Origin of the sequence: Luteimonas sp. gir (genome assembly GCF_037198055.1) — a bacterium.
GTDB lineage: Bacteria > Pseudomonadota > Gammaproteobacteria > Xanthomonadales > Xanthomonadaceae > Luteimonas > Luteimonas citri_A.
This window is the reverse complement of sequence record NZ_JBBAXQ010000002.1, coordinates 144,036-156,127: the sequence shown is the minus strand read 5'-3', so window position 1 is coordinate 156,127 and position 12,092 is coordinate 144,036. Positions and strand designations below refer to the sequence as shown.

13 protein-coding genes and 1 pseudogene are annotated in these 12,092 nt (G+C 70.9%); 3 read left to right on the top strand and 11 right to left on the bottom strand.

What is annotated here, in order from left to right; all coding sequences use genetic code 11:
• Nucleotides 1–21 precede the first annotated feature (21 nt).
• From WAF18_RS04415 to gspG, 11 genes and pseudogenes are all read right to left on the bottom strand, one after another.
• Entirely contained in the window at nt 22–870 is an 849-nt protein-coding gene (locus tag WAF18_RS04415; protein ID WP_337244058.1) for a glycosyltransferase family 2 protein, read from the bottom strand.
• Between the two features lie 191 nt (nt 871–1,061).
• Nucleotides 1,062–1,844: pseudogene (locus WAF18_RS04410) on the bottom strand (glycosyltransferase); the annotation flags it as partial.
• A gap of 21 nt (nt 1,845–1,865) precedes the next feature.
• Nucleotides 1,866–4,130, bottom strand: coding sequence for a type II secretion system secretin GspD (gene gspD / locus WAF18_RS04405; RefSeq protein WP_337244057.1), 2,265 nt, complete (start codon nt 4,128–4,130; stop codon nt 1,866–1,868).
• A 25-nt stretch (nt 4,131–4,155) separates the two neighbouring features.
• Nucleotides 4,156–5,016 carry a hypothetical protein gene (locus tag WAF18_RS04400; RefSeq protein ID WP_337244056.1) on the bottom strand — a complete coding sequence of 287 codons (861 nt, stop codon included), beginning with the start codon at nt 5,014–5,016 and terminating at the stop codon, nt 4,156–4,158.
• On the bottom strand, nt 5,006–5,644 hold the full coding sequence (gene gspM / locus WAF18_RS04395) for a type II secretion system protein GspM (RefSeq protein ID WP_337244055.1): 639 nt from the start codon (nt 5,642–5,644) through the stop codon (nt 5,006–5,008). The genes WAF18_RS04400 and gspM overlap by 11 nt, the downstream gene beginning before the upstream one ends.
• Nucleotides 5,634–6,815, bottom strand: coding sequence for a PilN domain-containing protein (locus WAF18_RS04390; RefSeq protein ID WP_337244054.1), 1,182 nt, complete (start codon nt 6,813–6,815; stop codon nt 5,634–5,636). Before WAF18_RS04390 ends, gspM begins: the two co-directional genes overlap by 11 nt.
• Complete coding sequence (locus WAF18_RS04385; protein ID WP_337244053.1) at nt 6,812–7,663, bottom strand: type II secretion system minor pseudopilin GspK; 852 nt, start codon at nt 7,661–7,663, stop codon at nt 6,812–6,814. The genes WAF18_RS04390 and WAF18_RS04385 overlap by 4 nt, the downstream gene beginning before the upstream one ends.
• The gene (locus WAF18_RS04380) at nt 7,660–8,298 is read right to left on the bottom strand and encodes a prepilin-type N-terminal cleavage/methylation domain-containing protein (RefSeq protein ID WP_337244052.1); all 639 of its coding nucleotides are present in this window, start codon (nt 8,296–8,298) and stop codon (nt 7,660–7,662) included. Before WAF18_RS04380 ends, WAF18_RS04385 begins: the two co-directional genes overlap by 4 nt.
• Nucleotides 8,295–8,735 carry a prepilin-type N-terminal cleavage/methylation domain-containing protein gene (locus WAF18_RS04375; RefSeq protein WP_337244051.1) on the bottom strand — a complete coding sequence of 147 codons (441 nt, stop codon included), beginning with the start codon at nt 8,733–8,735 and terminating at the stop codon, nt 8,295–8,297. The genes WAF18_RS04380 and WAF18_RS04375 overlap by 4 nt, the downstream gene beginning before the upstream one ends.
• Nucleotides 8,732–9,235: a GspH/FimT family pseudopilin gene (locus tag WAF18_RS04370; RefSeq protein WP_337244050.1), complete on the bottom strand. Its 504-nt coding sequence runs from the start codon at nt 9,233–9,235 to the stop codon at nt 8,732–8,734. The genes WAF18_RS04375 and WAF18_RS04370 overlap by 4 nt, the downstream gene beginning before the upstream one ends.
• Entirely contained in the window at nt 9,232–9,666 is a 435-nt protein-coding gene (gene gspG / locus WAF18_RS04365) for a type II secretion system major pseudopilin GspG (RefSeq protein ID WP_337244049.1), read from the bottom strand. Before gspG ends, WAF18_RS04370 begins: the two co-directional genes overlap by 4 nt.
• A gap of 166 nt (nt 9,667–9,832) precedes the next feature.
• On the opposite strand from gspG, the gene WAF18_RS04360 reads away from it, so the two are divergent.
• From WAF18_RS04360 to WAF18_RS04350, 3 genes are read left to right on the top strand one after another with little or no spacing between them, the layout of a single operon-like run.
• Nucleotides 9,833–10,156, top strand: a complete 324-nt coding sequence (locus WAF18_RS04360; RefSeq protein WP_337244048.1) for a hypothetical protein — start codon at nt 9,833–9,835, stop codon at nt 10,154–10,156.
• Nucleotides 10,153–11,721 (top strand): PepSY-associated TM helix domain-containing protein, encoded by a 1,569-nt coding sequence (locus WAF18_RS04355; RefSeq protein WP_337244047.1) that lies wholly within the window; start codon nt 10,153–10,155, stop codon nt 11,719–11,721. The genes WAF18_RS04360 and WAF18_RS04355 overlap by 4 nt, the downstream gene beginning before the upstream one ends.
• Nucleotides 11,718–12,026: a DUF3325 domain-containing protein gene (locus WAF18_RS04350; protein ID WP_337244046.1), complete on the top strand. Its 309-nt coding sequence runs from the start codon at nt 11,718–11,720 to the stop codon at nt 12,024–12,026. Before WAF18_RS04355 ends, WAF18_RS04350 begins: the two co-directional genes overlap by 4 nt.
• Nucleotides 12,027–12,092: the final 66 nt, after the last annotated feature.

Genomic DNA, 12,092 nt, shown 5'->3' with positions numbered 1-12,092 from the left:
GCGGAACGCTTCGGTCCACGGCTACAGCCGGCGCAACACGGCCAGCGGGAAGCGCAGCCAGATCGCCAACCACACGCCAACGCGCTGGGCGAGACTGCGGTGTGGCGCCTCGAAGCGGCGGAAGTAGCGCCACAGGCCGCGGTGCTTGTGCCACTCGACGAACAGCGGTCGCGCGCGGCTGGAGACGCCGCGCACGTGCAGCACCGCGACGTCATTGGCGACCGCGACCGTAGCGCCCGCCTCGCGGGCGCGGCGGCATAGGTCGAGGTCCTCGGCATGCAACCGGTAGCCGGTGTCGAACCCGTCGATGCGATCGAACAGCGTGCGCGGCAGCAGCATCAGCGCGCCCGATACCGCGTCCACGCGCTGCAGCGGCTGCGGCGCGCGCGGCAGTGACAGATCGCGAGCGGATGCGGTGCGCAGCATCGCGACGAAATCGGGATCCCGGCGCCGGGCGGCCGGATCGGCCACGCCGTCCTCGCCGAGCAGTTCGCTGCCCAGCAGACAATCATTGCCAAGCGCGTCGGCATGCGCGCGCAGCCGCGTCAGCGCGTCCACCTCGACCAGGCAATCGGGATTGATGAAGGCGATCCACGGCGCATCGGCATCGCGCGCGCCTTGGTTGCAGGCGACCGCAAAACCGGGATTGTCCGGATTGCCGATGAAATGCACACGCGGATCGAGCGAGGCGTGCCGCTGCACGATCGCCAAGGTCTCGTCGATCGACCCGTTGTCGACGATCCGGATCTGCGCCACCCCATCGGCCTCACGCAGGCGGCGCAGGCAGGCATCGATCGTGCTCGCGCTCTGGTGGGTGACGACCACGGCGACCACATCGGGCGCACGTATCGGAGTCGAAGATGCGCTCATCGAGGGGAGGCCCCGGCCTCGGTCTGCGTGGCCGCTGCGTCCTTGGGCGAAGCCGTGCCGTCCGGCGCCCCGGATGCGGTATGCCGGCTTGAGGTTGCGTCGTCGCCTGCTGGCCCATCACCCATTTCGGTGAGGTCGTGCGCGGCGAACAACCCCTGCTGGGTCGGTGCATTTTCGAGTGCGGCATAGCCTCGCTGCAGCTGCGCGCGGCAGGCATGCAGCGGGTCATCCATCAGATACGTCGCCAGCCGCGCATGCCAGGCGGGCCAGCGGGCCGCGAGCGCGTCCATGTCGCCCTCGCGCGGACCGCCCTCGCCGCCGCGCGCGACGAACGCGGTCTCGCACAACGCGTTGCGCCAGCCCAGGCCGGCCATGCGCAGCGACAGGTCGATCAGCGCGGCATACCAGGACCCGTAACTCGCGGCGTCCAGCCCGCCCGCCTTGCGCCGGGCGTTGCCGCGCAGCAGCACTGCGTGGTCGATCGCAGCCGGCAGTTCGGGATGCATGGGCGGCAACTGCTGGCAGGCACGCGCGAGGCGCAGCGGATCGTCCGGTACCGGCGCGATCTCGCCGATGCGGGGCCACGACGCCGCCTCGCCGGCATTGCACCAGGGCGTCGCGGTCGCGATCGAGGCGTCACGCGCGAAGCACGCGGCCAACTCGACCAGCCAGCCGGGCAGCGGCACGGCATCGGGCGCGAGCACGACGACATCGGCATCGCCGCAGGCGCGCAGCACGTCGTCCAGGTGCGCGACCTCGCCGACGCCGCGCTGACGGCAGGTGTAATCAGCCTGCAACGGCGTGCTGGCCAGCCAGCGCTGCACGATCTGCGCGCCGCGCGGCCCGATGCGCGCATCGTCGGCCAGCCACACCTGCGTGCCGGCAGGCGTGCCGGCGTCGAGCGCGGCCAGGCAGGCGTCGAGCGCATCGTCGTCGTGCCCAACCGGCAGCAACACAACCGGCAACGCCGTCATCGGCGCGCGTCCCCAGTCATATCAGTTGCGCGGCTGCAGCGGCTGCAGCGCGCGGAAGCGGCGGCCGTACTCGTCGGTCAGCTGGCGCGCTTCCTGCGGATTGCGCACGATCGTCGGCGTCAGCAGGACGATGACTTCGCTGCGCTCGTTGCTCGTCGCCTGCGAGCCGAACAGGCTGCCGATCACCGGAATCCGGCTCAGGCCGGGAATCCCCGAGGACGACTTCGACACCTCGTCGCGGATCAGGCCGGCCAGCATCACCGTATCGCCGGCCTGCACAGCCGCCTCGGTCTTCAGCCGACGAGTATCGATTCGCACATTGCCCAGCTCATCGGCAGTGTTCTGCGGCTGCGGCGAGCTGACCTCCTGCACGATGTCCAGGAACACCATGCCGTCGCGGGTCACGCGCGGCCGCACCTTCAAGATTGTGCCGGTCTCCAGGTACTGCACATTGGTGTAGCTGCTGTCGCCGAGGATCGGATTGATGCTGCTCGACGAGATCGGAATGCTCGCGCCGACGTTGAACTCGGCCATCGCGTTGTTGCGCACGAACACCGATGGCGACTGCAGGATGTTGACGTCGGTGACATCGTCAAGCGCACGAATGACTGCAGCGGCGTCGTTCTTGACCAGCGTCCAGGCCAGGCCAGGTCCCGATACGCCACCGACGCTGGCGCCCAGTGTGCTCCAGCGGGTTGGGCCACCGACACCCGACACGCCGCCTCTGGGACCAAAGGGTCCAATGCTGTTGTCGGACATCCCCTTTTCGATGAACCAGTTGACGCCGTACTCGAGCTCACCGCGCAGCAGCACCTCCACCACCTGCGCCTCGATGTGCACCTGCGCGGGCATCACGTCGAGCCGTTCGACGACGTCGCGAATCGACCGCCACGCAGCCGGTGTGGTGCGCACGAGCAGCGTATTGGTCTCGTCGACCGCCGACACGCCGACGCGGTCGCCGCCGACCTCCAGCGTCACGCTGCTGGGGCCTTCCTGGCGCTCGTCGAGCTGCATCTGGCCAATGTCGCCCCCGCTGCCGCCGCCACCGCGCATGCCCCCACGGCCGCCGCCCATCCCGGAGTTGCTGCCCAGGCCGCCCGTCGACGAATCGAGCCCGCCGCGGCCGCCCGACGTGCTGCTGTCGACACCGCCACTACGCAGCGTGTTGCCGCTTAGGCCCGGCATCAACGAGGCGCTGTCCTGGCCGCTGCTGCCACCACTGCCGCCGAACACCTCCGACAAGCGTTGCGCAAGCTCGCGCGCCTTGATGAATTTCAGTTCGAGCGAGAACAACCGCGGCTCCTGGCCGGCGTTGTCGATGCGCTCGAGCCACTGCTGAATCTCGCCCAGGTAATCGGCCTGCGGCGTGATCACCAGCACCGCGTTTGCGCCTTCAAGCGGCATGAATCGGAACATGCCTGCGACCGGCGATTCGCTGTCCTGGCCGAACACCTTTTCGAGGTCCGCGACCACTTGCGTAGCCTTGCCCGACTGCAGCGGGAACACGCCGACCGACATGCCCGAGAGCCAGTCGACGTCGAAAATCTCGATCGTGCGCAGGTAGTTGTCGAGTTCGGAGCGGCTGCCCGAGATCGTGATGACGTTGCGCGCGTTGTCGGCGCCGACGATCGCGTTCGGGCGCGCGTAGGGCTCGAGCACCTTCTCCATCTCGGTCGCCGAGATGTAGCGCAGCGGCACCGTGCGCACCTCGAAGCCGCGCGCAGCCCCGGTGCCGCCGGTACGCGGCGCGACCGTGCCGGTGGCGAGCGCGGTGTCGGCCGGCACGATGTTGTAGCGGCCGTCGCTGTAGATCATCCGGGCGTTGTTCCAGCCCAGCACCATTTCCAGCAGGCTCAGCGCCTGCGCCGCGCTCACCGGCTTGGGCGTCGCCAGCGTGACCGTGCCCTGCACTTCCGGCGCAATGACATAGTTCTGGCCGAGCATGTCGCCGAGAATCGCCTTGGCGACCGCATGCACCGATTCGCCCTCGAAATTGAACGAGGCCTGCCCGGTGGTGGTGCCGCCGAGCGTCGGCGGCGGCGCCGCTGCGGCGCCGCGATTGATCACCGTGCCGCTGCCGCGACGGATCTGCGGACGCGGCCGGTCGTCGTCGTCGACCAGCGACTGCACGCGCGGCCCGTCGGCCACGCCCGTGGCATCCGCCTCCACCCCCTGGCGAAGATCGGCGTCGCGCCGAACGGTCGGCGGCGGCGCCGTGGCGCAGCCGGCGAGCAACGCGATGCAGATGCCGATCGCGAGCGTCCTGGACGGAAGGGCGGGAGTCATCGAAAGAGGCTTCATCGACTGGAGTCTACGGATCCTGGACGGGGGTGGGCGACGGCTTCGGCGGGGCCGGCGGCCGGAAGGATGGTGATTGCTGCTGTTGCTGTTGTTGTTCCTGGCGCAGGCGCGCGCGCCGCTCCTCGATCCGGCGACGGATCGCCTCGACCTGCGCCTCCGCCGTCGCGGCCACGTCGTTGCCGGCCGTCTGCGCACCACCTGATGGTGCGCGGTTGCGCGCAGCGTTCCGGGCCTGGGCGCGTCCGGCATCGCCGGCCTGCGGAACATCGGGAGGCGGCGGATCCGTCGCGGGTGGCGGCCGGCGCAGCGGCATCTGCACAGCACGGTCCTGCGCGACCGGCGTGGTCATCGGGGTCGGCGGCTGGCCGCCGGTGCCGTCGAACACGCGCAGTTCCAGCGTGCGCGGGCCCTCGGGGCCGTTGAACACGACGCTGCGCGCGTCCACGCTGCCGAGCACCCAGCCGGGCGTGGTCGGTGGCGCCTCGCCGATGCGCAGGCGGATCGATTCGCCGCCTCCGCTGGGCTGCAGGATCGCCATCGCGAAATCGGGCGTCAGCAACACGCTGGTCAACACGAAGTCGAAGCCCGGCGCGGCCTCGCCGCCTTCGTCCTGTGGGTCGATGAAGAAGGGATGCGGTTTGCGATCGGCCGAGAACAGCGGCCGCGCCGCGATCTCCCCGTACTGCGACAGCGGTGGCTGGGGCGCGACATCCGGCATCGCCGGCGCGGTCACCGCCGACGGGTCGCCCTCGTCCTCGCGCTGGCCGATGCGCCCGCCCAGCCCGGCCAAGGTCAGCACCAGGAACAGCAGCGCCCACGCCGCGACGGCGCCGATCACCCAGGTCCGGGGATTGAGCCGATCAACCCGCATCGGTCGCCGCCTCCGCGCTGGGCGCCGCCGCAGGTGCGGATGGACCCGGCAACACATAGCCCGACAGATCGAAACTCACATCGACGCCGCCGCTGGGGGCGCCCGCTGCCAGCGTGTGCCGCTGGCTGAGAATGTTGAGGTTGTCGACGAACAATCGGGGCGTTCCCGCTTCGAGCGAATGCAGCACCGCGGCGAGCTCCGGCATACCGCAGCGCAGCCGCACTTGCACGGTCGCACGCGGGTAGCGGTCGTTGCGGCCGCCGGCCAGCGGCGAGCGGTTGCTGATCGCACAACTGCGGTTGCCGGGACTGGCCTCGAGCACCGCATTCTCGAGCCGCTGCACCAGGGCGGCCGTCGCCAGCTCCACGCTCGCATGCGGCATGAAGCCGGGCGCCGCGGCCATCGCCTCGCGCGCGCGCTCAAGTTCGGCGCGCACCTGCGGCGCCTGCTCGAGTTCACGGCGAATCCGCAGTTCGCGCTCCTGCAACGAGTCAATGCGCGCGCCCAGTTCCTGCATCGGCTGCGTCCACCAGGGGTGCAGCAGCACCAGGTAAGCGAGCAGCAGCGCGCCCAGCAGCAGCCCCAGCGCCAGCCAGCGGTCGCGCGCGGGCTCCGGGCTATCGGGCATCGTCGGCACGGGCGGCCTCCTGCGGTGGCGGCGCGGTGGGCGCGGGCGGCGGTGCAAGTTCGGCGGTCAACGTGAAGCGGTCCGAGCGCGTCCGCGGATCGTTCTGCAACGCCCCGGCGAGCGCCGGCGAATGCCACAGCGGCGACCCCTCCAGTTGTCCGACCAGCGCCGAGGCCTCGGTGCTCAGGCCAATCAGCAGAATCCGATCGCCCTCGATCGCCGCCTTTTCCAGCGAGGTGCTGTCGGGCAGCCGACGGCTCAATTCGTCGAGGACAGCGACCGTGGTCGGCCGCGCAGCCCGCTGGGCCTGCAGAAACGCCATGCCCTCGCGCAGGTCGGCCAGTTGCTGGCGCTGCGCAGACGCCGCACGCGCGCGGATCGCCTCGGTTTCGACTTTCGCCTGCAAGGCATCGGCCGCGGCGGCGCGGTTCTCGCGCATCTGCCACAGGCCGGCCACCGTCAGCAACACGGCGATCGCCGCGAGCAGCCATTGCAGCCGGCGCTGGGGATCTTCGCGGTGGCGCCTGCGCTCGGCGTCGATCAGATCGACCCCGAGCGGGCGGTCGCCCTCGGCCAGGTCGATGCCGGCGAGCGTCGGCGCCAAGCTGCCGAGCGCCGCGAGTTCGGCTTCGATCGTCGCCCGCGGCACTACCACCAACTCGACCTCGAGTTGGCCATCGCCTCGACGCCCCAAAAGACGGTGCCCATGCCGCACGTCACCAGCGGCGAACGGCGTCTGCCGGTCGATCTCGAAGCCCAGCACGTCGTGCAGGCGATCGGCGGCGGCTTCGGGCAGCAGCATGCGCCTGCGTAATCCTGCCTGGGCCGGCAGCAGCAGCCAGCGCGGCGTCCCGGCCAGGCGTTCGCCCAGCAATGTCGCCAGCGGGTCGCCAGCGCGCCCTGCCAGTTCGGCAAGCGGCACCTGCGCCAGCTCACGTGTGTCGCGCGCTTCATGCAGGACCAGGCGCAGGCTGTCGCCCTGCGGCTGCAGCAGGAGGCGGCGGCCGGACAGTCCGAACAGGTCGCGCACGCGCGGCGGCAACCAGGCCGCGAGCGCGGTGCGCCACCATGCCAAGGCGCTGCGGACGCGGGCCCAGGTTCGCCCGTCCGGGCGCCAGCCACGGCGCGGCGGCGCCGACGCGCCCGGTGATGCGGGTGTTGCGGACATCATCGTGGTGAAGCTCCCTCCTCCCAACGCAGCACGCTATATGCCGTGCCCGGTACGGCGCCAGCGCCGGTCCTGACCACTGCCCGCAGCCGCGCGCTCCGTCCCCCTTCGAGCCGCGCACGGCTGTCGATACTATACGTGCCGCTGCCGCCGCCCAGCACCGCCTCGGCCAGCAGTGCACCGGTGGCCGCGCGCGCGGCCAGAATCGGGTCGGCGTCGACGCCCATCGCCTGCAGCACCACCGCATCGGCGAATTGCGGATCGGGCGACGGCAGGCGGCCGTAGACGGTCAGGTGCGGCGACACCGCCTCGAACAGCGCCGGCGTCATCCCGAGCACCTGCTGGACTTCGGCCACGGTTTCGAACGGCGCGTTCTTGGCGCCATAGGCGCGCCCCTGCGCCGCGTACTCGGCGCGTTCGGCGCCGCCCACCGGCTGCACCAGGTCGTCCTCGTCGCGCCAGTCGACGATCGCGCCGGCCACCTGCGCCGCCACATCGGGCTCGGCGCCCACCGCATGCAACAGCGCAGCCAGCAAGTCGCCGCCAGCCGCGTTGAGATCGACCTTCCCGGTTTCGTCGACGATCCGGATCTCCACGGCCATGTCGTGGAACTGCCAGGCATAGGGCCGGCCATCGGGCTGCCAGCGCAGGGCCTGGTCCGGCAATGCGAGCCGCATCAGCGCGTACTCGAGCCCGGCACGCGCGGCGGCATCGCCCACGGTGCCGCGTGCCAGCACGCGCCCCTGCTGGTTCTCGATGCGGGCGGTGAGCGCGAAGGCGCCGACCAGCGCCGACAACAGCACGATCAACCACAACACCAGCAGCAGGGCCGCGCCGCGGCTCCGGCTCATGGCACGGCCTCCTGCGCGGGCTGCCCGCTACCCTGCGGCAAGGTGACGACCAGCAGCGGCCAGGCGCCATCGCGTTCGGTCTCGATCGCGATCTCGACCTGCAACGGCAAAGTTGCCGGCCCCCAGCGCTCGCCCCATTCGCCGAGCGCGCCGGTCGCATCGAACCCGCGATAGCGCAGGCGCAGTGCAGTCAGATCGTCGATCAGCGGTTCGGGCGGGCGCGGCGCGGCCTCTTCGACCGTGCGTCCGCCCAGCACCATCGCGAACGCCGCGGTCAGGCGCTGCGGCTTGCCGTCGTCGTCGACCGCGAGGTCATGCAGGTGCGGCCCGCCCTGCCCCAGGTAGTCAGGAAGATCGGCGACGAAGCGCAACCGCTGCGCTTCGCCGACAAAACGCAGCGGCTCACCCGTGGTGTCGTCGACCTCGAAGCCGATCGGCAGCGCCGAGGCGATCCGGCGGCGCAGGAAACCTTCGACCGCGCGCATGCGCTCGCTGCGCTGGGCCAGCGTCTCGCCGCGCTCGACGGTCGCAGTCGCTGCGCGCAGCGTAGTGAGTGCGAGCGCGAGGCCGGCGGCCAGCAACGCGGTCGCCACCAGCACTTCGATCAGCGTGAAGCCGCGGATCGGACGGCTCATGGCACCGCCAGGCCAGTCGGGTCGGACGCATGCAGCCGCAGCGTACGCACCTGCAGGCGCTCACGCGGGCCGGCCTCGCCCCAGTCCATCGCCAGCGTCAGTTCGTACAACTGCGGTCCGCCCTGCGCGAGCGGCGCTGCGGGCGGCAGGTCGGGATCGACGTACGGCGCGATCGCGAGCGTCCAGCGGTAGCGGCCATCCTCGAAGTCGCCATTGGTCTGGCCCGGCACGACCGGGATCGACAGGCCGACGCCGTCGAGCAGCGAACGTGCATGCAATGCAGCGCGCCCGGCATCGGCCGCCCAGCGAACCTGCCGGGTGCCGTTGGACAAGGTACCCAGCAACAGCATTAGGCCCAACCCCAGCACGGCGAAGGCCACGATGACCTCGATCAGCGTGTAGCCGGCCTGGCCGCGTCCTGCGCCCGGGCGATTCATTGCTCGCCTCGGCCCAGCCGGACTTCGCCGGTCAGCCAGGCGACATCGACCTGCCAGGCCGCGCCGCGCAGCATCACCCGGATGCGGCCGCCAGTGGCCGCACCGTCGGCGAAGAACACGATCGCGCCCTCGCTGTGTGAGGTCTGCAATTCGCGTGCGCCGGTGAATTCGACATCGAGCTTGGCCGGGATCTCGCCATGCCGGCCGTTGGGCGCCCGCCAAGTGCGCGCCTGGGGATCGAGCACGAAGCGCTGCGGCTCACCGGTCACGATCGCCTGGGTCCGCGTGTATCGCAACTGCGCGGCCAGTTCCTTGGCGGTCGACTGCAGCGCGATGCGGTCGAAGCCGCCGCTCATCGCGGCCGCGGCGAGCACGCCGGTCACTGCGATCAGGCCGACGACCAGCAGGACCTCCAACAGCGAAAAGCCGCGCTGGCATCCCGGCGCCGCGCGGCCAGGGGGCGGCCGCGGCGCCGACGGTCGCGGCCGCCGCGGGATCATTCGTAGCGGATATCGGCGTTGACGCTGTCGCCGCCAGGCTTGCGGTCGGCGCCGAAGCTGACGATCTCGAAGGGCTGGCCGTCGCCCGGCGCGCGGAACTCGTAGGGCGTGTTCCAGGGGTCGCGGAGCTCGCCTTCCTTCGCGTACGGCCCGAGCCAGCCACCAGCATCGCCGGGCTGGACGACCAGATCGTTCAAAGCGTTGGGCAAGCGGCCGGTGTCCATCTCGAACTGGTGGACCTTCTCGGCCAGGGTCTGCACCTGGGCCTTGGCCAGGTTGACCCGCGCGCGGTCTCCGCCGCCCAGGATCCGGCTCGCGGCGAAGGCGACGATGCCGCCGATCAGCACGACGACCAGGATGATCTCGATCAGGCTGAAACCGCCCTGTTGCGTCTTGCGGACCCCGCGACGCGATCGGAGGGAGTGGTGCATGGGGCGCTGCCTCGTCTTGGGATCGAGTCCGGATTGTATGCCGCACGGACGACCGACCGGGAAGCCCGGCATCAGCACGATCGGAGCCGCCGTCCTGCTCGATCACCTAGTTGTAAATGATTCGCATTTGATATCATCGCCACCGCCGCCCTGCCTGACGCCCGCAATGCCCACCCCCGCTCCTTTGACCGCCCGTGCCCAGCGCGCCCGGACACCGATCGCCGTCCGTCTGGATGTGGTGTGCCGCGTGCTGGTCGCGGTGCCCGGCAACTACGCGGCCACGGCCCTGTGCGTCGTGGCGATCGCACGGCTGCTGCCCGGTGGCGCACTGTCGGCCGCGGTGACCGCCACACTGCTGTCGTTCGCGCTGTTCGCGGCCGGTGTGATGGCCACGTTCGCTGCGCGCGACGGCTTGCGCGCCGGACTGTGGCTGGCGGGTATCGCGGCCGTGGCGGGCACGGTCGTGGCGCTGACCGGGGCACCGGCATGAGCCGCGGTTTTCGCCAGTCGCAGGCCTGGCTGCACACCTGGAGCGGTCTGCTGGTGGGCTGGGTGCTCTATGCGATGTTCCTGACCGGCACCAGCGCCTATTGGCGCGAGGAAATCACCCGCTGGATGACGCCCGAACTGGGCGCGCCGGTCGACGCCGCGACCGCCACTCGCCAGGCGCTGGCCTGGCTGGAAACGCACGCCCAGGGCGCGGACGCGTGGACCGTGCAGTTGCCCGGGCCGCGCACCACCGGCACCCAGGTATCGTGGCGCATGCCGGGGCAGTCGTTCCGCGAGGCATACGCTTCGCGCACCTGGCTGGATGCCAATGGCCACGCGGTCGCGGTCCGCGACACCCGCGGCGGCGATTTCTTCTACCGGTTGCATTTCGACATGCATTACATGCCGGTGCTGTGGGGACGCTGGCTGGCCGGCATCTGCGCGATGTTCATGCTGGTGGCGATCGTCAGCGGCGTGGTCACGCACCGCAAGATCTTCGCCGACTTCTTCACCTTCCGCCGCGGCAAGGGCCAGCGCAGCTGGCTCGACGGCCACAACGCACTGGCGGTGCTGGCGCTGCCGTTCCATCTGATGATCACCTACACCGGCCTGATCACGCTGATGGCGCTGTACATGCCGTTCGGCATCGATGCCCGCTACGCCGACGAGCAGGCGTTCTACGCCGAACTGTTCCCGCAGGCACCGACTGTCGAGCGCAGTGGCACGCCGGCACCGCTGGGCGACGTCGAGGCGATGCGCGTCCGCGCCGCCGCAGGCTGGCAGCCCGATCGCGTCGACACGCTGCGCATCGACCTGCCCGGCGATGCCGCCGCGCAGGTCGTGGCCTCGCGCAGTACCGATGCCCGCATCCTCTATGACTACGAGTCGATGGCGTTCTCCGGTACCAGCGGCGAGCTCGTCTGGCGCACACCGCCGCAAGGCGCGGCGGCCGACACCCGCGACGGCATGGTCGGGCTGCATGCGGCGCGCTTCGCACCGATGACCATGCGCTGGCTGTTCTTCCTGTCGAGCCTGGCCGGCACGCTGATGGTCGCCAGTGGGCTGGTGCTGTGGACGGTGAAACGGCGCGCGCAGTTGCCCGACCCGGCACGCCCGCACGTCGGCTTCCGGTTGGTCGAATCGCTCAACATCGGCTTCGTCGCCGGCCTGCCGGCCGCGATGGCAGTGTTCTTCTGGGCCAACCGGCTGCTGCCCACCGGCATGGCCGAGCGTGCGCAATGGGAGATCCACTTGTTCTTCCTGTTCTGGCTGGCGTGCGTGCTGCACGCCTGCGTGCGCCGGCCGGTCGCGGCCTGGCGCGAGCAACTGGCGGTCGGCGCCCTGCTGTTCGCAGCGCTGCCGGTCTACAACCTGATCGCGACGCGCCATGGGCTGTTCGCCAATCTCGCCGCTGGCGACACGGCGATGGCGACGATGGACATCGGCCTCCTGGTCCTTGGCGCGATATTGGGCTGGATGGCTTGGGCAGTCGATCGCCACGCGCGCCGCGCCCCCGTACGACCGCCACGGCGCGCGCGCGTCGGCGATGCGCAGGTGCCGGCATGAGCGCCGCCCTGCTCGTGCTGGCCATCCTGCTCGCGGCCGCCGGCTTCGCCGCGCTGGCGCTGGCGATGGACCGCCACCACGCTGCAGTGCTCGGCGGCACGCCCACGCCTGCGCGCCGGCGCGCCTTGCGCTGGGCAGGCGGACTCGCGCTGACGCTCGCGGCCTGGGTGTGCATGCACGTCTGGGGCCCGGCGCACGGCGCCGTCGGCCTGTGGGGCGTGGCGAGCGCAGGCGCCGCGACCGTGCTGCTGTGGCTGCGCTGGCGCGAGCCTGCGCGTACTGCGCGTCCACGCAGCACGCGGTGATCGACGCCGCGCGATCCGTCGCCGGAACGCGCGAAGATCTCAGGGACGAGGGGATCCGCTGCTCAC